This window comes from Thiosulfatimonas sediminis, from assembly GCF_011398355.1.
GTDB classification, from domain to species: Bacteria; Pseudomonadota; Gammaproteobacteria; order Thiomicrospirales; family Thiomicrospiraceae; genus Thiomicrorhabdus; species Thiomicrorhabdus sediminis_A.
On record NZ_AP021889.1, the window covers coordinates 2,112,673 to 2,136,400 of the forward strand.

Sequence of the window (23,728 nt, forward strand, 5' to 3'; positions counted from 1 at the left end):
TTAATGCGAATAAACTTCTAATACACAAAAGACATTGTGTGAAATTGACAAAAACAATTAAGAAAGTGTAGGTATTCTGCAGTCCTTTTATTTACTATCCACTTAAATAGAAATAGCCGACCGAGATATCTTCGAGAGCATGGAAAATGCTCCACAGGGTTTAAATCAAATATTTAGAGTACGACAATTTTCTCGGCTTGCGGACCACTCAATCCTGGTTTAATCAAAAACTCTACCCGCTGCCCCTGCTCTAAGGTTTTAAATCCAGAACAGACAATCGCATTCAAGTGAGCATAAACATCTGGTCCTGACTCTTGCTCAATCACCCCAAAGCCTTTTGCTCTACAGAACCACTTTACTGTGCCTGTTATTTTATTAGACATTTTTGTCCTTAAATTGCTCATTAACTTAAATTGCAACCAATACTAGCCGTCAAAACAACGCGCGAATTATACATTCAATACCCAAAAACCACTGAAACTGTCCATTTAAAACTTAATCTGCATTAATCAAACATGCCCTGCTTAATCGACCTAACGGCAACCAAACCATGCTTACTAAGTTTCGTTCAACGCTTTTAAAAGCTAAAAAACAACAAAAGCCAGCAAAACGCTGGCTTTTCTCATTTGCCGAAATTGAACAGACTAGGCCTATTTAATTCCACAACAATCATCGTCGCATGACGAAACCATTTTTTTAGAAAAATTATTTGCCCTTCACGGCGCAAATTTTCAAACGCGACGACTCTGTTGAATCGCAAATTAAAGTACTACGATGTTTTCAGCTTGAGGCCCTTTTGGCCCCTGCGTAACCACGAATTCAACCGCTTGTCCTTCATTCAAGGTTTTAAAACCATCACTGACAATTGCGCTGAAATGTGCGAAAACATCTGGTCCAGACTGTTGTTCAATAAATCCGAAACCTTTTGTTTCATTGAACCACTTAACGGTCCCTTTAACTGTATTAGACATATATAATCCTAAAATTTTGAAAAAAATTTTGCCTGCAATAGGCATGACGTGCTTAGAGATAAAAAACTGGCGGAACTTAAATACTGCAGGACGAGGTGTTACTAAACATAAAACAGCGAAATGAAGGAAGTAAATCTTGAAGGATTTTTCTAGCGTCTTTGAGTGTACGGAGAAATCACACCTATTGCAAGAAATAATTTCGTTTTCTCTTCTTTCTGTTTCCTGCAGAAAACGCCAACATTGCAAATAATCATTTTAGCTAAATCCAATACATTTTGACAGCACTCTCGATAAAACCGTCAAAAATCGGGCGTTATTAAGCGTAATGCAGAGTTATTATGCATTTTTACGTAAAATGCACTGCACATTTTGTCAAACAGATGGTTCATTCCGCGATGGCTAAGTGCATCATCCGCTGCCCATTCTCTTTTAAATACCGTTTGGCTTGCGGAGTTTGCGGATAATGCCGATGTACTAATGACCAAAAATCGGTGGAATGATTGGGGTGAACCAGATGGGCAAGTTCATGGACAATGACATAATCCACCACCCAAGAAGGCGCTTGTAATAATTTCCAATTAAATTGCAGTAGGCCACGTTGATGGTAACAATTGCCCCAACAGGCTTGATAGCTTTTCACCTTAATTTGCTTCGGCTGTAACCGCATCTGCGTGGCGTAGTAAGGAACTTTCTCAGTAAAATACTGTTGCGCTTCGCCGATTAAAACACGCTCCAAAGAGTCCCCAAACTCAAGTTTCGAACGCATTTCTCCCAGCCATGAGAACTCTGTTGCTATAGACGGAATCTGATTAGAGGGTGCCGACTTAAGCTGCTGGCTCACAATAAGATGCTCAAAATCAGCCTGATAGCCTTTCAATAAGGATGCAATTTTTTGCGGCGCAAGGTTCTGCGGACAATAAAAGACCCAATTACCGTTTTGATACTTTAATGCGACTGAGCCACGACGCCGGGTATATTTAATCGCAATTTCAAGAACGCACTGATCTACTTGCAACGCCCAAGTTTGCGGATAGTCATTTAAGGCTCTAATCTTTTTCATCCATTACTCACAGGTTTTTCTGGCAAAATAGAATAATAAATCGTTTATTTTTTCTATTCTTTTGAGTCATTATAATACCCGATGATAGAGCACAAAAATTTCCAGGGCGCGGGAAATGCTGCCGTTGACACCCAGCATTTTCAAGTCATTGCCGAACACGATAGTAACGCCCTAGACCTCTTGGCTGAAGCCACGCCTTTTAGCAAAGCGCAACTCAAAGACTTTGCCCAAAAGGGTGCTATTTGGCTAAATCATGGCGGCAAAAAAGCGGAAGTGATTCGGCGCTTAAAACGCACCTTAAAAAGCCATCAAAAAATTGATTTTTACTACAACCCACGCTTACTTGCACAAGCCCTGCTTTGTGACAATATCCAGGCGCGCTTGGTCGCCGACTATGGCGCTTATTCACTATGGTTTAAACCGCGTGGAATGCTATCGCAAAGTTCCAAATATGGCGACTTTCAAAGCCTACCGCGCTGGGTGGAATTGCGTTCAGCCAACCTCTTTGGAACAGCGCGCCCCTGTTGGCAAATTCACCGGCTAGACCGCGCCACTGAAGGTTTAATGCTGATTGCCCACAATAAAAAAACAGCCGCGCAATTAACTCAACTCTTTGAAGAAAAACGCATTCATAAAACCTATCTGGCGAATGTTTGGGGCACACCGCAAGTTCCCAAGTGGTCAAACCATCAGCCAATTGACGGTAAATCTGCCTGCAGCCATTTTATCTGGCAAGCCAGTGCAATACTTAACCAAAGCCCTATTAGCCGTATTCAAATCACCATTGAAACCGGTCGAACCCATCAAATTCGGAAGCACCTATCTGCGGATGGACTACCAATTATCGGCGACCGTTTATACGGTGATCCGCAAACAACGGTGGATTTACAACTCAGCGCCTATCGTTTGCAATGGCTTTGTCCTGTTGACAATATAGAACGCGATATACAACTAAACGAGAGAGATTTAACCCTTATTGAGGTTGCCGAGCGGTAATGCGCATTCAGCTCCGCTTTCCGATTAAAGGGCTGTTTTATTACAGTGCACAGCAGCTCTTTGACCTACACTTAATTAGCCAAGGGCGGCATTTAAATCTGGTACTAGAGCCGGATAATGCGTTTGACGCAAATGCGATCCAAATCTGGTTAAACTTGCCCGAGCAAACTTTTTTAGTAGGCTATATTCCTCGACAACTCGCCAAAATTTTACGCCAGCATCTAAGCGATGCACATATTGTCGCACTCTCAAACCGCATCAGCTGGCATCTGCATCGTGGTAAAACAATGGAAATCGAGTTACTCTTACAAACCCAGCTACCCTGGCAGAGCGCCATCCAAGCCACTTTGTTTGCGATCTGGCTACGCCAAAAACACCAATGGCAACGCTTTGCAAAACGCGCCTAAGGGGTCGCATATTTTGCGCTCGCGGTCTGAATCTGCCACAATTCGTTCAACATTCCTTTCCATCACACATGAATAGAAAAGAGGGGTCATGAATCAAAGCAATCCCGCCTTAGCGCAATGCGCGCAAATGCTCAACCAATCCGATGATTTCCAAGTGCTACGTCGCCTAAAAGCGACCGAACAATTTAATACTGCCACTGGCGATAATGCCTTTCATCGTGTCTGCGTGATTGATACCGAAACTACGGGATTAAATACCGCTGAATGCGAGATTATTGAATTAGGTTATCAAATCATCGAGTTTGACAGTCAGGGTCATTTTTATCGGGTTCTGAGCGCCAAAAATTTTTTAAACGAACCACAAGGAAAAATCAGCGCAGAGGTAACCAAAGTCACCGGATTAACTTTGGCCGATGTCCAAGGACAACAGATTCCATGGGACCAAGTGGCTGATGACATCGCCCAAGTGCAGCTCTGCGTAGCACATAATGCCGGATTTGACCGCCCCGTGTTAGAACGCTACCACGAGGTATTTGTCAGCAAAATCTGGGGCTGTTCAGTCATGCAAATCGACTGGGACAATCTTGCCAATGTAGGCTCAAAAAGCCAAGAATTTTTATGCTGGAAAGTCGGTCAATTTTTCTATGGCGCACATCGCGCATTAGATGATGTGCAAGCGCTTTCAGAATTACTGGCACAACCGATTGGCGAAGCTCAAATGCCGGCATTCCATTATTTATTGAAAAAAGTTCGCATTGCTAAATCGCTTATCGCCGCGACCGGTGCGCCTTTTGAAATCAAAGACCAACTGCGCAGCCGCGGTTACCAATGGGAGGCGACACAGCGTGTTTGGAAAAAACTTCTCGATGACGATCAACTGCAGATCGAACAAGCATGGCTTAGAGAAAACAATACGCCCAATCCTAGCGTGCTTAAGTTAAAAGCGACTGACACTTTTTCGGTACGAGCACGCTAAATTTTGATTAAGATAGCACATCCACTTATTCATAAAATCACTCAAAAACCAGAGGAGCAGCTTAATGGCTAACATAACCCTTGACGGCACAGCAATTGAAACTTGTGGCACCCTTCCAACTGGAAAAGCACCAGAATTTACTCTGGTTGCAGAAGACCTTTCGGAAAAAACCTTGGCCGATTATGCAGGCAAAACCATTGTGCTAAATATTTTTCCAAGTATCGACACTGGTGTTTGCGCGCAGTCGACCCGTACATTCAATGCCGAAATAGAAAAAAACGCCGATTTACACGTAGTGTGCATTTCCAAAGACCTACCATTTGCACTAAGTCGTTTCTGTGGTGCCGAAGGGCTGGATAAAGTGACCTCGCTTTCTGCTTTCCGCTCAACCTTTGGCCACGATTACGGTGTAGAAATCACCAGCGGCCCGATTAAAGGACTTTTATCACGCGCCATTATCGTCATTAATGGCGCTGGCGAAATCATCTATAGCGAACAAGTTGCTGACATTGTCCAAGAACCAAACTACGCTGCCGCGCTGGCCGCACTAAACGCCTAACCACGTTAGTGCTCTCACCATCGCTCAGATGGTGAGAGTCCAATTCAAACCGTTCAAACCATACTTTCCAACACCAATTTTCTTTTAATAGACAGATGTCTAAAATCGTTGTAACCGCGATTTTTAGCGTGTTTTGACCTCCTTTTGCCCGATGCCCTTACTAGCAAATCGCTGTGTAATAAGAAAAAAACAATTTTGAGGAGATTGAATGATGAACTGGAAAAACAACACTCAGCATTATGGATGGCTGTCGATTAGCTTACACTGGCTGATGGCACTACTCATCCTCGCCGCTTTCGCCAGTATCGAAATGCGTGGCCTATTTGAAAAAGGCAGCGAAACACGCGATTTAATTAAGCACATTCATTTTATGCTTGGGCTAAGTATTTTAGCACTCGTACTCATCCGCCTGAGTTTACGTCTATTCCAAACGCAGCCAGTCACGTTAAGTGCAGAACCGTCGCAGCAAAAACTCAGTAAAATCATGCACTGGACGCTTTACGTTTTTATGTTATTCATGCCAATTCTAGGCTGGCTAACCATCAGTGCCGAAGGCAAGCAACTGCTTATTTTTGGCACGCAATTACCGCAATTGGTAATGGAAAACCATGATTTGGCAGAATTTTTTGAAGAAAGTCACGAAATTCTAGGGCAATTTGGCTATTTACTGATTGGTCTGCATGCATTAGCCGGTATCTTGCACCACTACCTTTGGCATGATGCCACCCTAATGCGTATGCTCGGTCGTAACGGTCAAACCAATAGCGCTAATAGTCTTTAAGTCTTTAGAAGGCATAGCGGATAGGTTGAATGATGGGGCTATCAAGGGGAGATCGCTCTGGCATAAACGACGGCAAGGCCCCAACATACGAACGCTTACCATTACCGAAGAATCGCGGCGTTTTTTGTTAACACCTTAGCCACTCCTCGCCCACGCATATCGGCGGCCGCTTGCCAACCGTCCTCGGAATGCCATAGTAACTGCACATCCCCTAAATAATTATGGCGTTTAAGTTGATAACCCAACAGGCTTAACTCCTGCTTCACATCGTCCGCTAACTCCGGATGATAGACAATCACATCCTTAGGCAATAATTGGTGATGCACTCTTGGCGCATTCACCGCTTGCTGGGCATTCATCTCCTCACGATAGAGATTTATCAAGGTCTGAAATACCGAACTGATAATGGTCGAACCGCCCGGCGAACCCAACACGGTTTGCACCTTGCCGTCTTGCAACACCAAGGTTGGCGACATGGACGACAACATTCGTTTTTGCGGCGCAACTTGATTAGCTGAGCCACCTACCACACCAAACAGATTCGCCACACCAGGCTTAGTCGAAAAATCGTCCATTTCATTATTCATTAAAAACCCAGCGCCCTCGATAACCACTCCATTACCAAAAGGCATATTTAAGGTATAAGTATTGGCAACCGCATTCCCATAGGGGTCAATGATCGAAAAATGCGTGGTTTCCGGTGATTCAAACTTGCCCGGCTGAATGTTTTCCGTTGATGAAATCGCTTGAAAATTCACTTGCTCAGCTCGTTCTCGTAAATAACGGTTTTCGATTAACGAGGCTACCGGCACGGGATAAAAATCACTGTCGCCGAGGTGTTTCGCCCGATCCGCAAACACTCGCTTAGCCAACTCCGCATAAAAATGGGCTTGCACCGCCTGTTTCGGCACACCGGCTAATTCCGCGTCTGCAAGCGCTGCACGATACTGCGGCTCTAAAAACTGATACATTTTCAACAACTGAGCAATTGCAATTCCACCAGAGCTTGGTGGCGGTGCAGAGACGATTTGCTGCGCAAACCAATCCACTTTCACCGGTGTGCGCCATTTGGCTTGATAGTTGTTCAAGTCATCCTGCGTAATAAGGCCACCATTTTTCTGATATTGCGCGGCCAACAACTGCGCGGTTTTGCCTTGATAAAACTCCACAGCGCCCTGCTTGGCTATACGCGTCAAGGTACTCGCCAACTGCGTTTGTTTAAACACCTTACCGCTCTGTAAGCCCGAAAAATATTGGCTAAAATTCAGCGGCTGCACACTCTTGTCCGCCACCCAGTTTTGGTACCACTGCGCGCTCTTTTCCAAAGCATCTGGGACCACAAAACCGTGTGACGCTTTATCAATCGCTGGTTGCAGCAATTCCGCCCAAGGTAAAGTTCCAAACTTTTGATGAGCCTGCCACAACCCCATTACAGTTCCCGGAACCCCAGAAGCGGCATAACCGACCAATGACTTATAGGGAATCACCTCACCTTTATCATCCAAGTACAGATCGCTCAAGGCCGCTTTCGGCGCCATTTCACGATAATCCAAAAAAGCCGCCTGCTTTACTTCTCCAGAGCCAAACGCTAAGGTCATAAAACCGCCGCCACCTAAATTGCCTGCCTCAGGAAACGTGACCGCTAACATAAAACCCGCTGCGACGGCCGCATCAATCGCATTGCCGCCCTTAGCAAATACCGTTTCCACCACCTGAGCGCTAAACTCATCCGGCATCGCGTAGGCGCCGTTGAATTGTGCCGTTTGAATCGTTTGGACAGCGACATCGGCTTGCAATTGACTGGGCACAGCCTGCAAAATCTGTGCCTGGGCCGATGCAGAGCAGAGTGCGACAAGTAAAAAATAGCGACGAATAGAGAACAATTTATTTTTTAACAACATCTGTTTAACTCAAAAATTTCACAATAAAGAATGCCATTCATTATTCACACTTGACTACCGATTGCAAAACGCGACCATTCAATGATTGATAAGAAACCTACCCAGAAAATAAACAATTCACATCTTTTCTACGCATGCTGTGCGTTCAGAGTAAACCTTGGCAAAGGCGCTTCTAGGGTTAATGCCATCACCAAAATCAACTCCTCTTCTGTTGCGGCTAAATTCCCATCGCGCTCAATCAGCTCAACCATCGCTTGTAACAACTCCCCCTTACGCTGCCAAGCCAATTTCTTTAATTTAGACAACGATAATTCGACTTCTCGCTCACTAAGCTGTACTGAGGGAATCAATGGCAGATCATGCAGCTGTAACGAGGCTAATGCCTGTTGGTAATCCCGTTCCGGCAGTGCACTCTGTGCAATTTTTTGACTCAAATAAGAAAATAGCAGCTGAATTTCTGGTTTAAAAGCACTGAAACGCTGCACCCGCCCTTCACGGCGAGAGGCCGGATCGGTACGCAAATATAATTTAAGCAAACCAATTAACGCGCTTTCAAATAAGCTGCTACGACCATCAAACTGTGCAACCGCGTTGAGAAAGGTTTGCAAATTCTGATACTGCTTTGCTGACAACTGTTTTAAAGAAGGCATCGCCAATTCAACCAGCAGCAAGCGGTTAAGCTGCGGAAAGTTTTGTAAACAATCGAGCTGTTGCGTCAATGCTGCCGCTAAGCCTTGCGTCTGATCGAACAGCTGCTTTTCTGAGGCGCTAAAAGCGACCAGCAATCGTTTAAGCAACACCGAGCCGTTTTGCGCAGCATCCTCCGGAGCAATCTGCTTGTTCAGTAAAACCGCCAACACCATCGCCATCGCATCCAATGGCGATTGCAACGAATCCAATAACGCTTGCGCTTGGGTTTCTTGATTGGCACTCAGTGGTGCTAAGCCGTGTTGTAATAACGGCAACAAAAGAGCCAAATTCTGCAAACGTTCCATCTGAATGCCAGCGAGTTGACTATTACTTTGTAATTCATCCTGCTGTAAATGCGTGTTGACCTTCTCTAACGGCAACCCCTCTAAACCAACGCCATCCCAGTTGGGTTCGATACGCCGAATCCGCGCATCCAGTGGCGGATGAGTCGCATACCAGGAAAACATTCGACTCAGTGCCGGCGCAAAAAACAAATGCGCGATTTCATGTAAATTATCTTGCGTTAAATACGAGCGCCCCTGCGCATGAGCCAAAACTTTTAAAGCGCCGCCGATACTTTGCGGATTCCGAGTGAATTGCACAGCACTGGCATCGGCAAGATATTCGCGTTCGCGCGAGATTTTCGCTTGCAACATGCGCGAAAACAGTTCGCCCAACCAACCAACCAGACGCAATAAAAGTCCGACAATTGCCGCAATCCCTTGGCCTTTTTTGGCACGCGAATGCCTTGCTTGCTGTCGCCGTGAAGGGCTCATAAAACGCCCAATTGAACGAATAAAACCGATGCCGTGTAGCAATACAATTAAACGGAAATTAAGACGCATATCGCCATTTAAAATATGACTAAACTCATGCGCAATCACTCCTTGTAATTGATTGCGATCCAATCGTTCCAAGGCCCCTCGTGTCAGGGTAATCACTGCATCAGAAGGATAGAGCCCGGCCGCAAAAGCATTAATCGCCGTCTCTTGCGTTAACAAATACAGTTGCGGAACCGGCATATTAGCGGCAATCGCCATCTCTTGGACCAAATTTAAGGCGCGCTTCTGCAAAGGATTCCGAGTATTCAAAGGAATGCGTTGGGCACCGAGTTGCTCTGCAATCGCCACGCCGCCGGTTGCCAGTTCTCGAGCTTTAAACCAGGAATTCAGCGCCGCACCCGCAAAAACAAAAGCGCTGACCCCAGCAAAAATCGGCCAATTTTGCCAAGTGTAAAGCTGCGTAAACAGCAACTCACTATTTAAAACCAGATAACCATGCGAAAAAATCGGCATTAACAGCATTAACACCAAAGAGGCGATAAACGAGACACTAAACAGAATCAAGACATACCAAAACAACAGCCAACGCGTCTTACGCTGTGCCTGTTCCTGCGCCCTAAAAAAATCCATAGTTAAAAATGCACTTGCGGTACTTGCTCAATTTGCGCCTTATCCACAAATTCCAGCAGAGCCGCATCGACTGGGTGACCAAAACTGGCAGCCACCAACACCGGCGGGAAGCTCTGGCGGTATTGGTTGTAAAACATAACCGCATCATTAAAAGCCTGCCGCGCAAAGGCGATACGATTTTCGGTGGACGAAAGTTCCTCATTCAGCTCTAACATGGTCTGATTGGTTTTTAAATCAGGATAGGCTTCAACCAATAAATTAAAACTACCCAGCGCACTTTGCAACTGAGTTTCAGCATTCTGTAGACTGCGCATAATGTCAGCATCACCTGGTTGCCGTGCAGCTTTATCCAAAATGGCGTGCGCTTGATTACGTGCCGCAATCACTTCGGTCAGGGTTTCACGCTCGTGCTGCATCGCTTGCTTGGCAACCGCAATCAAATTAGGAATCAAATCGTAGCGACGTTTGAGCTGAACATCGATTTGCGCAAAGGCATTTTGATAACGATTTTTGAGTTTGACCAGTTGGTTAAAAATACCAATAAAATATAACGCCATCGCAACCAACAGCGCCAAAACAATTAAAAACGTCGCCATAGACCTTCCTTTGATAACCTTTTTATGAAGCTACTCGCCAAGAAAAACACATGATAAATCTAAGTGGTTGCTGCCAGAGCCAAACTTCCCAAGCACCTACCAAACAATAACTCGCCAGAGACAATTTATTCATTGCAACCAATAAAGACCTATTTTTTGCGCCCTTGGTTATTAAAAGTGAAAACCTCTCGCCAGACAACCGCTGCTTAAACTTTGCTTCAATATCCCCCCAGACAAAAGTCGCGAAATACCGCATAATTTCGTATTAAAATGACCGTGGAGACACAGAACAAGCCCCCTAGGCAATGTATACTGCCGAAACACGGCTACAAATCAAGGCTCAAAAGGAAAATAAAATGTTAACAAAATGGATTAAGCTTACCGCACTCGCTGCCACGTGTACTTTCAGTTTTAGTATTCCGGCACAAGCAGAGTCGGTATTACAAGAGCAAGCGGAACCAGAAACCAAAAGCGATATTTTTGCCCCTAGCACCGACAAAGACTATGTGGACACCCTTCGCGCCTTTCAAAACGCCCCAAAATCAGCGGCTTTTTTTGACAGCGCCTATGGTTATGCCATTTTCCCAGTGGTCGGTAAAGCTGGATTTGTCATCGGCGGCGCTTACGGCCAAGGCCGCGTGTACCGTCAAGGCACCTTCACCGGCATGACGTCACTCACCCAAGCCACCGTCGGCTTCCAATTCGGCGGACAAGCAATCAGCCAAATCATCTTCTTCCAAGACCAACGAGCCTATGATGAGTTTACCAGCGGCAGTTTTGAATTTGGCGCGCAAGCATCTGCAGTGGTGATTAAAGCCGGCGCTTCGATGGAAGCCTCAACCAAAGGCACTTCAGCAACCGCCAACGCTGGTGATGAATACGTCGCGGCCGAAGGTCAATATTACAAAGGCATGGCGGTTTTCTCGCTGGTTAAAGCTGGTTTAATGTATGAAGCGGTCATAAGCGGACAAAAATTCAGTTTTGATCCTGCATAACCCTCAGTGAAAGCACCGCTAAAAATAAAAAGCCACGGCTCTCTCTCGAAACACCGTGGCTTTTTTGCAGAGTAATGCGCCGTTTAACTGCGGCTAGTCACTTCTAATAAATGATAACCGAATTGCGTCTTAACAGGCCCTTCGACCGAACCGATATCCGCGCTGAAGACCACTTTATCAAATTCAGGCACCATCATACCTGGACCAAACTGACCAAGGTCACCGCCGTTCGCGCCGGATGGACACTGTGAATTGGCTTTCGCCACATCGGCAAAATCTGCGCCGTCTAAAATTTGCTGTTTCAGCTGGTTGCACTGTTCTTCTGTTGCCACCAAAATGTGACGTGCCGTTGCTAAAGCCATGTTCATTCCTTTTTGTATTTTCGATTTGGCTAAGGAGATGCAAACTCAGTTCCAATGACGTCGCTTACATCAATGAAGACTTTTTTAGTCTTCCCTAAATTGCTCTTAGTCAATGTAAGGGCGAATGGAAAATTTTCAAGCCTGTATCAATGAAAAACTCTCCCCCAAAGTTTGAGCCAGCTTTTATAATACGCGCTATGAAAAACCAGACAACACCCCCTACCCAAGCTTTCGCCTCCATTCCAATGCAGGCGGTTGGCCCATTTAAACTCATCGGCGATGTCAACGCTGATGACTTAATGGTGCCAATGGCAACCTATGAAACTCCGCTTTGGCCTTCGGTGGCACGTGGCGCGCGTGTTGCAAAACACGCTGGCGGCATCCGTGTCACGCTGATTGACGAACGAATGACGCGCTCTATTTTGCTGCAAGCGCCGCACGCCGGTATCGCGGCTAAGCACCTATCCAGCATCGAGTCTCGACACGCTGAAATGCAAGCGATTGTCAGCGAAAGCAGTCGTTTCGCTAAATTAATTGATACCCATTACCAAGTCGTCGGTAATTTAATTTACTTACGTTTGGAATTCCACACCGGCGATGCCTCTGGGCACAATATGGCAACCAATGCCGCCGACAAGATTATTCCGTGGATTTTGGCTGAATATACCGACTTACGCTATGTTTCTATTTCCGCTAACTACTGCACTGACAAAAAGGTTTCTGCTGTAAACGGGATTCTCGGCCGTGGTAAATATGTGGTCTGTGAATGTACGATTTCAGAAAAATACTGCAAACGTTTTTTAAAAACCACACCACAAGCGTTGGTCGACTTGCATATTAAAAAGGATTTAATTGGCAGTATCGTCGCTGGAGGCTTGCGTACCGCGAATGCCCACGTTGCCAATATGTTGCTGGGATTTTATTTAGCCACCGGTCAAGATGCGGCAAACATTGTCGAAGGCTCGCAAGCAATTAACCATGCCGAAGTCACACCAGATGGCGATCTATACTTCTCGACCACCTTACCCAATTTAATTGTCGGCAGTGTTGGTAACGGCAAAGGGCTGGATTTTGTCCGGCAAAACCTTGAGCTGCTCGGCTGCGCTGACCCAACGGCTGAGCCGGGAGTCAACTCACGTCGTCTCGCCTGTATCGCTGCCGCCACGGCTTTCTGCGGCGAGCTCTCCTTATTGGCGGCACAGACCAATCCGGGCGAGTTGATGCAAGCGCATATCAAACTCGAACGCACGCACAAAAATTAAATACGGATATCGCGATGAGCGCAGAGCAGCAACAGATCACGCAACGCAAGCAAGATCACATCCAAGCCATTTTGGAAGACCCGCTAATTGAGCGGCGCAGTGATTTTGAACAAATTCGCTTGATGCATCGTGCGCTACCAGAGTTGGATTTTGCCAAAATTGACAGCCGCTGTGAGTTTCTCGGCCAAGCGATTGCCTTTCCGTTTTTAATCTCATCGATGACGGGTGGCGCGGCCGATAATTTTGCGACGATTAACCGTCATCTTGCCGAAGCGGCCGAAGCTTGCCAAGTTCCAATGGCGGTTGGCTCCCAGCGCACCATGATTCATAATCCGTCGGCTGAGGCGAGTTTTCGCTTGCGCCAATATGCGCCTAGTGTTCCGTTAATAGCCAATGTTGGCGCCGTTCAGCTCAATTACGGTTTTGGCTACGATGAGATTCAACGCGCTGTTGACTGTTTAGAGGCGGATGCGATTTATCTTCATCTTAATCCACTGCAAGAGATTATCCAGCCAGAAGGCGACCATAATTTTGCACGGCTTGCCGATAAAATCGCCGACTTGAAAAATCGACTCACTGTCCCAATAATCTTAAAAGAAGTCGGAGCCGGTTTAAGTCCAAGCGACATCCAACTTGGATTGGATGCTGGAATTGAATGGTTTGACCTTGCCGGCCGTGGCGGAACTTCTTGGAGTCGTATCGAGGCGCATCGCTCGCAAAACAACCTTGGGCTAACTTTACAAGACTGGGGCTTGAGTACAACCGAAAATCTCATGCTGGCGCACCCTTTCTTACCCCAGGCGCAATTCATCGCCAGCGGTGGCGTACGCTCTGGGATTGATATGGCCAAAGCCATTATTTTAGGTGCCAAAATGGTCGGCGCGGCGGCTCCGTTGCTACCACCAGCGATGCACTCAACCGCACAAACGATTGCTAAAATTGAACAGTTCAAGCAAGAATTGCAAGCTGTCCAGTTTTTACTCGCTATTGAAAAATTGGACGATTTACACTGTAATAGCGACCTTATTTTGCAGTCCCCATGGCATTCAATGCTCCGCCAGCGCGGATAACTTGCAAGAAAACGGTCAGAAAGAGAACACAAAAACCGTTATAATTCGCCGTTTGGTTAAAATTGCGCTCAGCAACGTTACTTTTGATTTGGATATTATGAAAGTTGGTATTGATTTAATTCATTTTGCAACATCAGACTATTTTCTAGGCATGGATACATTTGCCCAAGAAAAAGGCATTGATGTGAATAAATACTATGTCGGTATCGGCCAAGAAAAGATGTCCATCGCACCACCGGATGAAGACATTGTCTCTTTGGCTGCTAAAGCAGTCGAGCCGATTCTACAACAGATTGACCGCGCGCAAATTACCGCGGTAATGTTTGCCACCGAAACGGGCATCGACCAATCAAAATCGGCAGGGGTGTTTTTACATAAGCTGTTAAATCTACCAAGCCGTTGTCGGATGATTGAGTTAAAACACGCCTGCTACGCAGGTGCCGCCGGTCTACAAATGGCCACTGCGTTAGTCAAAGTCAATCCCCAAGAAAAAATCTTGGTAATTGCTGCTGACATTGCCAAATATGACCAAGATTCATCCGGCGAAGCAACTCAAGGGTGCGGCGCGGTGGCAATGTTAATTACACAAAATCCACGTATTTTGGAAATCGAGCCTGGCTCAGGTTATTTCACTGATGACGTCATGGATTTTTGGCGACCAAACCACCGAAATACCGCGTTGGTTGACGGCAAATACTCCACCAAGGTTTATTTAAGTAGCCTTAAGCACACTTGGGAACATTTTACCGAGCAAACCGGCCGTGTGTTTGAAGATATTGACTACTTCTGTTATCACATTCCGTTCACTAAAATGGCCGATAAAGCGCACCAAACGCTACTGAAAAAAGTAAACTCGCAACTGGATAAAGCACAAGCCGATGCAAAGACGTTACCTAGCCAAATTTACAATCGAATTATCGGCAACAGTTACAGTGCATCACTGTTCGTCGGTTTTATCTCTCTCTTGGATAATGTCAAAGATCGCTTAGACAATAAACGCATTAGCTTTTTTAGTTATGGGTCTGGCTGTGTTGCTGAGTTTTTTACAGGGGTTATCCAACCGGGTTACCAAACAGTTCTGATGAGTGAAAGTCATCGCCAACAGATTGCACAGCGTACGGAGTTGGATTACCCAACCTACATCGATTTTTACTACAAGACCGATTACGCCCAATCAGACTTAGCGCTTCCGCAATTAAATAAAGGACGTTTTCGTTTCTGCGGAATCGAGCAAGATAAACGCCTGTACACACAACAAACACCATCCAACGCACTTTAAGCGCATCATCCGGCAGTGTGCTGTTGCACCTGCCATTTCAGCATTAGGTTTTTCGCATGAGTTCAACCAAAAGCGTCCAATGCCAAGTTCCCAGTAAGCTGATTCTGTGCGGCGAACACGCGGTTTTATATGGCTCCCCGGCCTTAAGCGTAGCAATAAATCTCCCAACGCTCTGCAAAATTGAATGGCAGGCCTTGCCCATCGGTCACGGTTGCGAACTACTGATTGACTTGCCTGACCTACAACATATTCGCCGTTATACCTCTCGCCAATGGCAAGACCAGATGCTAGAAATAGAGCTGCGCTTTAGTGAATTTCATCAGCCCAGCAGCGCAACCAAAAATGCCATTTTGCTCGACCCGACACAATTAATTATTGTATGCATGGCGCAACTGAATCGTTGGCATCCTCTAACTGAAGGTCTATGGCACATCCGAATCCATTCTGAAAACTGGCTTAAACGTGGGATGGGAAGCTCTGCAGCGGTCATTTTGGCCACGCTCAAAGCGGCTGCAGCACAACTGGCTCTCCCCCTCAAAGAGGCGCAGCTACTGAAGTTAGCCAGCACCATCGAAAACTATCAGCATGGGCGTTCTAGCGGCCTTGATCCAGCGACTTTACTCGCCAAAGACGTTATCGAATTTCATGCGCCCAATTCGATTCATCGGCTTGGATTGAAGCTCTTTCCGCTACCCGCATGGCTTATTGATACTGGCGAAGCGCAAAGTTCGACGGCCGATTGTGTTAAGCAGGTCCAGCAAAACTTTGCCGATGATAACGCTTTGTGGCAAAACTTCACCAAAGTGGTACGACAGATTAAACACGCGTGGCAAGCGCAAACAGTGAACGAATTTACGGCGGGCATTCGCCAAAACCAACAGCTATTGGAACACATTGGTGTGGTGCCGACTAAGGTTCAAGCGCTGATAAAACGCCTGAATCAGTTAGAACCACCATTCGCCTGCGCCAAAGTATGCGGCGCCGGTTCGGTGAGTGGCGATGCGGCAGGTGTGGTAATCTATTTTGGCTACCATGCGCCGACAAAATTATGCCACGAGATGGGCTATAAACTTCTGGCATTGTCACTGTACGATTCCACTCAGGGGACTTAAAGCATGCCAAAGTTTATTTCAAAAGCACCGGCCAACAGCATGTTACTTGGTGAGCATAGCGTTGTTTATGGCTATCCTGCATTGGCCTGCGCGCTCGACCAGTGGATAGAAATAGAGTGGCAAGCGCGTGATGACCAAGCCCTCCTTATCTTCTCCAGCTTGGCTCAACAAAGCACAACGCTAAGCGCACTGGAGTGCCATCCAAAACTGCAATTTATCGGCCAAGCCTGCAAAGCTTTTCAAACGCAATTGCTAGCCCAAAACCATGGCTGGGAACTCAGGGTAAAAAGCCAATTCTCTGCAACTATCGGGCTAGGCAGTTCTGCGGCCGTTTTGGCGGCCACACTGGTTGGCCTCAATCACATCACCGACGCACACTACTCCAAATTTGAGCTGTGGGAGATTGGCAAAGCGATTATTGTGGACATTCAGGGACGCGGCTCAGCCACTGATTTAGCGGCCGCGCTGTTCGGTGGGGTTGTGTACTTTCAACCGCCCACGGCAGACCAGCGACTAAAAATCGACGTTTTATCAATTAACATGGATATTTTATTGGTCTACTGCGGCTATAAAACCCCTACCGCCGAAGTCTTAGCCAGTGTCGCAGAACACTGGCAAACCCAACCTGAAGCTTTACAGTCCCTTTACCAACAGATGGGCGCAATAACAAAAACCGCGCATCAAGCTTTAAGCAACCAAAACTTACCCATATTTTATGACAGCTTTCGGCACTACCAATGCCTGCTGGAAACATTAGGGGTCAGCGATATAACACTGGATTTTCTGGTCGAGCAATTACGTGCCTGCCCGTTAGTTTGGGCGACGAAAATCTCCGGTTCAGGGCTGGGCGATTGCGTTCTCGCGATAGGCGAAGTCTACTCAAAACACCGTCCACAGCAAGTCAGCAACGCGCTCACCGAATACTGTGCGGAATCCGAAATCCTGTGTAACTACCAACAAATTCAGCTACCGATTAGTCCACTTGGTACGCATATTCACTCTTTAACCGAAAGCCATTAGGCCATTAACCGTATGAACTCAAGCCAACAACGAAAGCACACATTTATCCAACAACTACTGGCTAAAAGCCTAAATCCAGCGCCACTTGAACCAAGTCAACCTCACGGATTTGGTAAGGCACCGGTCAACATTGCCTTAAGTAAATATTGGGGCAAGCGCGACAGCGTTCTGAACTTACCGATGAACGGCAGCGTATCGATTAGTCTTCCTGGATTAGGCACCGAGACCACCGTGCAACCGTTTGGCGGCCAACAAGATCAGATCGAATTAAATGGCCAAGTACTCGACCATTCCGTAGTTTTTGCTAAGCGGCTCAGTCAATTCTTGGATTTTTTCCGCAGCGCCGCTTGTCCAGCGTTTCGCGTAGTGACTCAGAATTCGGTACCAACCGCTGCTGGCTTAGCATCATCTGCATCCGGTTACGCCGCTTTAGTTGTCGCTCTAGACGACCTATTTGGCTGGCAATTAGCGAAAACCGAACTGTCGCTTTTGGCCCGTTTAGGCAGTGGCAGCGCGAGCCGTTCTCTGTTTGACGGCTTTGCTTTATGGCACAAAGGCGAACGCCCTGACGGCATGGATAGCTTTGCTGAGTCAGTCGATTCTGTCTGGCCGGAATTTTGCATCGGGCTAGTCAAGGTGAATACTCAAGAAAAAGCAGTTGGCTCAACGCTTGGAATGCAGCAAACCGTTGAAACCTGTGATCTTTACCAAAGCTGGCCACCGCAAGCACAACGTGATTTGGAAACCATCACTCAAGCGATTATTCAGCAAGACTTTCATACTTTGGCAAAAACCGCTGAGCACAATGCGTTAAGTATGCACGCAACCATGATTGCGACATGGCCGCCAATTGTATACTGGCAACCGGAATCCATCGCCGCAATGCAAATTGTGTGGCGCTTACGTGAGCAAGGCGTAGCCGTTTATTTCACCATGGATGCAGGCCCTAATTTAAAACTGATTCTGCAAACGCAAGACCAAGCCATCGTCCAACAGGCCTTTGCCGAACAGTCAACACCGGTCGAGTTTATTTTGCCTTTTCAGAGACAATAAAAAACCCGAAGCGCTTCATAGCACTCCGGGCTTTAAATCTCAAATCAAGACGTGGTGTTTATTTCACCACGGACAAATTCGCACGTTTTTTATCTTTGCTGTCTTTACGCGCTTTTTTCACCCCTGGCGAGGTCTTGCTTGGCGTAACGGCTTTTAAACCGCTTGACGCCTCATCAAGTTCAGCTTGTAGAAACTCTTCCGGATAAGGTTCCGGTGGAAATGGCATTCCTTGGCCATTTTCACGAGCAAACACCGCCAAAACCGCTTCCGGTGGAAAAACAATATTCTGTTCTTCTCCCTGAAAGCGTGCCGAAAAGCCAATGGCCGAATTGCCCATCTCTAATCCCAAAACGGCCGTTGGAGAAGCGTTAAGGACAATCATGCCTTCCTGCACAAATTGACGCGGCACCATGACCCCTGGATAGTTAGCATCCAACTGAAAATGCGGCGTCCATCCGTTATCGACAATCCAGTCATAAATCGCGCGAATTAAGTAAGGGCGATTAGAAATCATCCGTTTAATCTCGCATGTCCAGTTCGTCATCAGACAAACTTTCCGCAAACATTTCACGTTGCAGCACTTTTTCAGAATAGTCGATAATTGGCTTAGCACTCTTTGGCAAATCAATCCCTAGATAAGGTAGACGCCATAACAGTACCGACATCGAAATATCCACTAAAGAATAATCATCACTCATAAAGAAATCTTTATGCTGGAAGGCTGGAATCATCTGAATCAAACGTTCTTGCAAATCACGACGTGCCGCTTTAACCACTTTTTCGTCTTCCGAATGGGTAATGGCTTCAACCAACGGATACCATTCTGTTTCAATTTGACGCAACATTTGACGCGCACGCGCTTTAGAAATCGGATCCACCGACATTAACGGCGGATGCGGGAAACGCTCATCTAAATATTCGATAATGACTTGTGGATCGTACAACACCAGATCACGATCCACCAAAGTCGGCAAAGTACCATAAGGATTCAATTCCAACAGGTCTTCCGGCAGACTGTCCACAAACACTTCGATAATATCCATCGGAATGTCTTTTTCTTTCGCAACCAAACGCACACGGTGACAACTCGGGCTTTTTGAATCGGAAAATAATACCATCTGTGAACGTTTCGTTACTGGTACATCAGTCATTAATCTACTCCTTAAAACAGCCACTCGGGGTCTGTTGAACATCCATAATTAGGGCGACACCGCAATAAGTTATCATTGACTTCAGCGAGGTGCTGCAAAGCGTCAATTCTAGGCTTGCCTCTATCATGCATAGCTAAAGCCATTCAAACTTATTCAATACTTCCTTAGGTTTTACATTGGCATTTCTCTCGACTTTGTACTTTAGAGCATCGAGTCTTTCGTTTGGCTGCGCTAAAAATATTCAGCCACAACAGAACCAAACTCTGAATTTTCAACAGACCCTAGTTCTTCGCAATCGGAAATGCAAAACGAATTGAGATATTATACAACACCTTGTCAAGCCCCTAAGCTTGCTCAACACCAAAACAAATTACCTCGTCAATTCGTTGTGCCCCCAAAGCCAGCATCAATAAGCGATCTGCACCCAATGCAACACCGGAACAGGCTGGCAAAGGATAATCCGCAAGGGTCTGCAAAAGATGTTCATCCAGTGGCACCCCAGCCAATTGTTGCGCGGCGCGCTGCTGCAAACTTTCGTTAAAACGCTGTCGATAAAGCACCGCATCGGCTAATTCATCGTAGCCATTCGCCAACTCCATCGCATCAACAAACACTTCAAAACGCTGCGCTAACAGCGGGTTCTCAGGATGAATTTTCGCCAAAGCAGCATCGCGTGCAGGAAAATCGCTCAACACGGTAATAACGCCATTACCAAGCTGCGGCTCGATGACCTCAGTGAGTAGCAGCTGCTCCCACAACACCTTATCCTCTGGCGCCACGCCAACAACCTCTGGAGCGCCAGATTGCTCTAAAGCCACGCGGCACTGCGCTGCGCTGGCCGTAAAAATATCGGTAATGCCGCAAAATTGCGCAAATGCTTGTGCGTAACTCAAATACTCAACCGTTCGCGTCTGTGGCAGTATGTGATTGATGAGTTCGACCACTTCGGTAATCAGCTGCGTCAAAGAAAAGTCCAGCCGATACCATTCCAACAAGGTAAACTCGATTTGATGACGCGGGCTTAAATCCCCATCGCGAAAAACCTTACCAAGATAAAAAATATCTCCTGAGCCTTCACAAAGCAGGCGTTTCATCGGATATTCAGGCGATGTCTGCCAATAATAACGACGTTTTTCTGCATAACCTGGCACTTGCACCCAACTGCTTAAAGAACGTAAATGCACATCCGGCGTAGCACCTTGCGACAACAAAGGTGTATCCACTTCCAAACAATCGCGAGCATAAAAAAACGCCCGCAGTTGTTGCAAAAACTGCGAGCGCTGTTGAAGCCGTTCACGGCGTGTCATCATATTCACGTGTTCCGCTTATTTAACTTATTTAGCTTTAACTTATTTAGCACGCGATACATATTCACCTTTTTCGGTGTTCACAATCACTTTTTCACCCTGTTGAACAAATAAAGGAACCTTGACCACCGCCCCCGTTGAAAGGGTTGCCGGTTTGCCCGTAGAGTCGGCAGTGTCCCCTTTTAATCCCGGATCGGTTTCCACAATTTCCAGCACGACTTGCTTGGGTGGCGTAACCGAAATCGGATCACCATTAAACAGCGTCACCACACAATGATCTTGCTCAACCAACCATTTGGCCATGTCTCCAATCGCTGCTGCGCTGGCTTGGTATTGGTCAAATGTGACTTCGTCCATAAAATGCCAAAATTCACCGTCGTTGTATAGATATTGCAAACCGGTTTCGTGCACGTCTGCTGCGTCGACTTTTTCACCCGATTTAAAGGTTTTTTCCAAAACACGGCCAGTCATCAAATTTCGGTATTTTACGCGGTTAAAAGCCTGCCCTTTGCCCGGTTGAACAATAGTGTTTTCGACAATGCTACAAGGCTGCCCATCCATTAAAAACTTTAAACCGTTTTTAAATTCATTCGTGCTTACTGTCGCCATAAGATTTGCCTCAAACAAGTTTCTAAAAATTGCGCGCATTTTACCAAAAAACCACTTAGGTTTAAAATAACCCCTTTTTCATCCATCGAATTGAGAACACAATGTCTGATTCTGTTCGTTCCAGCGCCGAATTATTGGCGCACTTGGGACTAAATACGCACCGGATAACGTCCATACGGCAACCGGCGTTTGCCTATAAAGCGCCGCAGCATTTTATTACGCGTATCACACCAAACAATCCTCATGACCCGCTGTTAAAGCAAATTTTACCAGTACCGGATGAGTTAATTACCGCGCCAGATTTTGTCAGTGATCCTGTTGGCGATTTTCAAAACAACCCACAACCGTCACTCATTCATAAATATCACGGACGCGTTTTGCTGATTGCCAGCCCGAAATGTGATATTCACTGCCGCTACTGTTTTCGCCGTCATTTTCCATATGAGGCGCATGCCAATCAACGCCACTGGCAAGCCGCACTGCAAACCATCGCAGCAGACAACAGCCTGCATGAAGTGATTCTAAGCGGCGGCGATCCGATGAGTCTAAGCGAAGCTGCACTGCTTAAACTGAGCCAACAAATCGAAGAGATTGATCATATCCGCACACTACGTATTCACAGCCGCACGCCGGTTGTCGCGCCTCAACAGGCGGCACAAACTCAGTGGCTAGAATGGGTCAAACGCAGCCGCTTAAATCTTGTCATCGTCGTGCATTGCAATCATGCAAATGAACTCAGTCCCGAAAGCGCTCACTTGTTTCAAATTTACCGACAAGCGAATATCACATTACTTAACCAGAGTGTTCTGCTCAAAGCAGTGAACGATTCTTTGGAAGCACTGAACGCCTTAAGCCATAAACTGTTTGCACAAGGCGTTTTGCCTTACTATTTACATCAATTGGATAAAGTCCAAGGTGCAATACATTTTGAAGTAAGCAACCAAGAAGCCTTGCAATTACACCAAGCACTTCGCGCTAGCTTGCCTGGCTATTTAGTGCCTAAACTCGTCCGAGAAATCGCAGGAGAGCCCTATAAAACACCGCTTTAAGGACGTAATGGATAACTGAAAATGGCACTTTGAAAACAATCAAATGCTCGCTCTAAATCTTCCGCAATTTGTGGCGCCTTTTCCAGTTGCGTCAAAAGCTGCCCAACCGCCTCTAAGGTCGATAAACTAAGTGCATTTTTTTGCTTGCGAATACGATATTTAGAGGCTTGCTGCGGTGCTAATTGAATCCGAGGAAGCTCTGCTAAGCGCGGATTAAGTTGCAATAATTTATACGTTTTACGCCAAGTACCATCCAATACCAAAATCTGTATCGGTTGCGGTTGTTCAGCAAGCGTTGCGACAGTAGCGACTTCGACCAAATCATTTTCTGTTGTAGGATAGAGCAAATAAGTCGGTATTCCCTTATCCAGCCAATCCACCAAACTGGAAGTTGATGGCTTTAATGGCTGAGCATCTTCCAGCTGTTCGCCAATCCAAGCATGCTGTTTCTGTAAACAGGCCAGTAATAACGGAACGCTAGACTTAACTTGCTTTTGTTCGCTTGGGTGTTGTAAAACACCAATCTCAACGCGATTTGCGATAGGCTGGCGGCAGTGACACCAGCAACTTTTTAACGGTCGATGGCAATCTAAGCACAATTCTCTAGGCATGAAATACAATCAAAATCAGTTAGTAATGGAATTAAACTCGTGACAAAGCAGATTCAGCATTTTGAAATCAATGCCACAACCGATGCCGTTTTACTCTTTAAAGTGAAACACTTCGTTAAATCGGCGCAACAAAAAAACTGGCAACGTGCTGACGCTATTTTTGTGAGTATGCACAAAGATAGCGTCATTGGCTATGCACGATTGGTACCGATAGAGCCCAAAAGCTATTGGTTACGCGGCCTATTTGTCAGTCCCGCTTTTCGACGTCAAGGAGTCGCTTTAAAACTGCTAAAACAAATCCACCAACGCCTTTGTGCTCAGCAACAAAGTGCCACCATTTTTTGCTTTCCTTTGGCACATTTAGAGCAACTTTATCGCACACTCGATTATGAAGACTGTCTGATAAGTGATTTACCCGCCAGCCTCGCTATGCGTTTTCAGCAAGCTCAAGCAGAAGGTAAAAACTGGCGCTTAATGCGGCTAAAACTTGGTACCTAAT

At 46.2% G+C, this 23,728-nt stretch carries 26 protein-coding genes; 14 read left to right on the forward strand and 12 right to left on the reverse strand.

Features of this window, described 5'->3' with window-relative positions; translation table 11 throughout:
• Positions 1–173: 173 nt before the first annotated feature.
• The 3 genes from HRR27_RS09895 to HRR27_RS09905 form a co-directional block, all read right to left on the reverse strand.
• Positions 174–383 carry a cold-shock protein gene (locus tag HRR27_RS09895; protein ID WP_173273345.1) on the reverse strand — a complete coding sequence of 70 codons (210 nt, stop codon included), beginning with the start codon at positions 381–383 and terminating at the stop codon, positions 174–176.
• A 378-nt stretch (positions 384–761) separates the two neighbouring features.
• A complete protein-coding gene (locus tag HRR27_RS09900; RefSeq protein ID WP_173273348.1) occupies positions 762–971 on the reverse strand; it encodes a cold-shock protein in 210 nt (69 codons plus the stop codon).
• A 385-nt stretch (positions 972–1,356) separates the two neighbouring features.
• On the reverse strand, positions 1,357–2,031 hold the full coding sequence (locus HRR27_RS09905) for a M48 family metallopeptidase (RefSeq protein WP_173273351.1): 675 nt from the start codon (positions 2,029–2,031) through the stop codon (positions 1,357–1,359).
• Between the two features lie 81 nt (positions 2,032–2,112).
• On the opposite strand from HRR27_RS09905, the gene HRR27_RS09910 reads away from it, so the two are divergent.
• The 5 genes from HRR27_RS09910 (at position 2,113) to HRR27_RS09930 (ending at position 5,750) form a co-directional block, all read left to right on the forward strand.
• Positions 2,113–3,027, forward strand: a complete 915-nt coding sequence (locus tag HRR27_RS09910; RefSeq protein ID WP_173273353.1) for a pseudouridine synthase family protein — start codon at positions 2,113–2,115, stop codon at positions 3,025–3,027.
• Entirely contained in the window at positions 3,027–3,434 is a 408-nt protein-coding gene (locus tag HRR27_RS09915; RefSeq protein ID WP_173273356.1) for an HIRAN domain-containing protein, read from the forward strand. Before HRR27_RS09910 ends, HRR27_RS09915 begins: the two co-directional genes overlap by 1 nt.
• A gap of 88 nt (positions 3,435–3,522) precedes the next feature.
• Positions 3,523–4,410 carry a 3'-5' exonuclease gene (locus HRR27_RS09920; RefSeq protein ID WP_173273359.1) on the forward strand — a complete coding sequence of 296 codons (888 nt, stop codon included), beginning with the start codon at positions 3,523–3,525 and terminating at the stop codon, positions 4,408–4,410.
• 64 nt (positions 4,411–4,474) lie between these two features.
• Positions 4,475–4,969 carry a thiol peroxidase gene (tpx, locus tag HRR27_RS09925; RefSeq protein WP_173273362.1) on the forward strand — a complete coding sequence of 165 codons (495 nt, stop codon included), beginning with the start codon at positions 4,475–4,477 and terminating at the stop codon, positions 4,967–4,969.
• A gap of 208 nt (positions 4,970–5,177) precedes the next feature.
• Positions 5,178–5,750 (forward strand): cytochrome b, encoded by a 573-nt coding sequence (locus HRR27_RS09930; protein WP_197905405.1) that lies wholly within the window; start codon positions 5,178–5,180, stop codon positions 5,748–5,750.
• Positions 5,751–5,851: 101 nt separating this feature from the next.
• Here the strand turns inward: HRR27_RS09930 and ggt are convergent, their stop codons facing one another.
• The 3 genes from ggt to HRR27_RS09945 all read right to left on the reverse strand — a co-directional run bounded on the left by ggt (position 5,852) and on the right by HRR27_RS09945 (position 10,349).
• A complete protein-coding gene (ggt, locus tag HRR27_RS09935; RefSeq protein WP_173273365.1) occupies positions 5,852–7,651 on the reverse strand; it encodes a gamma-glutamyltransferase in 1,800 nt (599 codons plus the stop codon).
• A 128-nt stretch (positions 7,652–7,779) separates the two neighbouring features.
• The gene (locus HRR27_RS09940) at positions 7,780–9,753 is read right to left on the reverse strand and encodes a M48 family metallopeptidase (RefSeq protein ID WP_173273368.1); all 1,974 of its coding nucleotides are present in this window, start codon (positions 9,751–9,753) and stop codon (positions 7,780–7,782) included.
• A 2-nt stretch (positions 9,754–9,755) separates the two neighbouring features.
• Positions 9,756–10,349: a LemA family protein gene (locus HRR27_RS09945; RefSeq protein WP_173273371.1), complete on the reverse strand. Its 594-nt coding sequence runs from the start codon at positions 10,347–10,349 to the stop codon at positions 9,756–9,758.
• Between the two features lie 356 nt (positions 10,350–10,705).
• Between HRR27_RS09945 and HRR27_RS09950 the strand changes: the two genes are divergently transcribed.
• Positions 10,706–11,344 carry a lipid-binding SYLF domain-containing protein gene (locus tag HRR27_RS09950; RefSeq protein WP_173273375.1) on the forward strand — a complete coding sequence of 213 codons (639 nt, stop codon included), beginning with the start codon at positions 10,706–10,708 and terminating at the stop codon, positions 11,342–11,344.
• 83 nt (positions 11,345–11,427) lie between these two features.
• Here HRR27_RS09950 and HRR27_RS09955 read toward each other — a convergent pair whose 3' ends face one another.
• Positions 11,428–11,706: a peptidylprolyl isomerase gene (locus HRR27_RS09955; RefSeq protein WP_173273378.1), complete on the reverse strand. Its 279-nt coding sequence runs from the start codon at positions 11,704–11,706 to the stop codon at positions 11,428–11,430.
• 197 nt (positions 11,707–11,903) lie between these two features.
• Between HRR27_RS09955 and HRR27_RS09960 the strand changes: the two genes are divergently transcribed.
• From HRR27_RS09960 to mvaD, 6 genes are all read left to right on the forward strand, one after another.
• Entirely contained in the window at positions 11,904–12,968 is a 1,065-nt protein-coding gene (locus HRR27_RS09960) for a hydroxymethylglutaryl-CoA reductase (protein WP_173273381.1), read from the forward strand.
• Between the two features lie 14 nt (positions 12,969–12,982).
• Positions 12,983–14,038 (forward strand): type 2 isopentenyl-diphosphate Delta-isomerase, encoded by a 1,056-nt coding sequence (gene fni, locus HRR27_RS09965; RefSeq protein WP_173273384.1) that lies wholly within the window; start codon positions 12,983–12,985, stop codon positions 14,036–14,038.
• A 97-nt stretch (positions 14,039–14,135) separates the two neighbouring features.
• Positions 14,136–15,317: a hydroxymethylglutaryl-CoA synthase gene (locus HRR27_RS09970; protein WP_173273387.1), complete on the forward strand. Its 1,182-nt coding sequence runs from the start codon at positions 14,136–14,138 to the stop codon at positions 15,315–15,317.
• A 56-nt stretch (positions 15,318–15,373) separates the two neighbouring features.
• Positions 15,374–16,429 (forward strand): mevalonate kinase family protein, encoded by a 1,056-nt coding sequence (locus HRR27_RS09975; protein ID WP_173273390.1) that lies wholly within the window; start codon positions 15,374–15,376, stop codon positions 16,427–16,429.
• A 3-nt stretch (positions 16,430–16,432) separates the two neighbouring features.
• Positions 16,433–17,449 carry a mevalonate kinase family protein gene (locus HRR27_RS09980; RefSeq protein WP_173273392.1) on the forward strand — a complete coding sequence of 339 codons (1,017 nt, stop codon included), beginning with the start codon at positions 16,433–16,435 and terminating at the stop codon, positions 17,447–17,449.
• Positions 17,450–17,461: 12 nt separating this feature from the next.
• A complete protein-coding gene (mvaD, locus tag HRR27_RS09985; protein ID WP_173273395.1) occupies positions 17,462–18,502 on the forward strand; it encodes a diphosphomevalonate decarboxylase in 1,041 nt (346 codons plus the stop codon).
• A gap of 58 nt (positions 18,503–18,560) precedes the next feature.
• On the opposite strand, the gene HRR27_RS09990 is transcribed toward mvaD, so the two are convergent.
• From HRR27_RS09990 to efp, 4 genes are all read right to left on the reverse strand, one after another.
• The gene (locus HRR27_RS09990; protein ID WP_243830823.1) at positions 18,561–19,046 is read right to left on the reverse strand and encodes a ClpXP protease specificity-enhancing factor; all 486 of its coding nucleotides are present in this window, start codon (positions 19,044–19,046) and stop codon (positions 18,561–18,563) included.
• Complete coding sequence (locus tag HRR27_RS09995) at positions 19,021–19,653, reverse strand: glutathione S-transferase N-terminal domain-containing protein (RefSeq protein WP_173273397.1); 633 nt, start codon at positions 19,651–19,653, stop codon at positions 19,021–19,023. The genes HRR27_RS09990 and HRR27_RS09995 overlap by 26 nt, the downstream gene beginning before the upstream one ends.
• A gap of 344 nt (positions 19,654–19,997) precedes the next feature.
• A complete protein-coding gene (epmA, locus tag HRR27_RS10000) occupies positions 19,998–20,963 on the reverse strand; it encodes an EF-P lysine aminoacylase EpmA (protein ID WP_243830903.1) in 966 nt (321 codons plus the stop codon).
• A gap of 39 nt (positions 20,964–21,002) precedes the next feature.
• Positions 21,003–21,569, reverse strand: coding sequence for an elongation factor P (gene efp, locus HRR27_RS10005; RefSeq protein WP_173273403.1), 567 nt, complete (start codon positions 21,567–21,569; stop codon positions 21,003–21,005).
• A gap of 101 nt (positions 21,570–21,670) precedes the next feature.
• On the opposite strand from efp, the gene epmB reads away from it, so the two are divergent.
• Positions 21,671–22,618: an EF-P beta-lysylation protein EpmB gene (gene epmB, locus HRR27_RS10010; RefSeq protein WP_173273406.1), complete on the forward strand. Its 948-nt coding sequence runs from the start codon at positions 21,671–21,673 to the stop codon at positions 22,616–22,618.
• Here the strand turns inward: epmB and HRR27_RS10015 are convergent.
• Positions 22,615–23,229, reverse strand: a complete 615-nt coding sequence (locus HRR27_RS10015) for a tRNA-uridine aminocarboxypropyltransferase (protein WP_173273409.1) — start codon at positions 23,227–23,229, stop codon at positions 22,615–22,617. The two genes, epmB and HRR27_RS10015, sit on opposite strands and share 4 nt — an antisense overlap.
• Positions 23,230–23,268: 39 nt before the next feature.
• On the opposite strand from HRR27_RS10015, the gene HRR27_RS10020 reads away from it, so the two are divergent.
• Positions 23,269–23,727: a GNAT family N-acetyltransferase gene (locus tag HRR27_RS10020; protein ID WP_173273412.1), complete on the forward strand. Its 459-nt coding sequence runs from the start codon at positions 23,269–23,271 to the stop codon at positions 23,725–23,727.
• The last annotated feature ends 1 nt before the right edge of the window (position 23,728 follow it).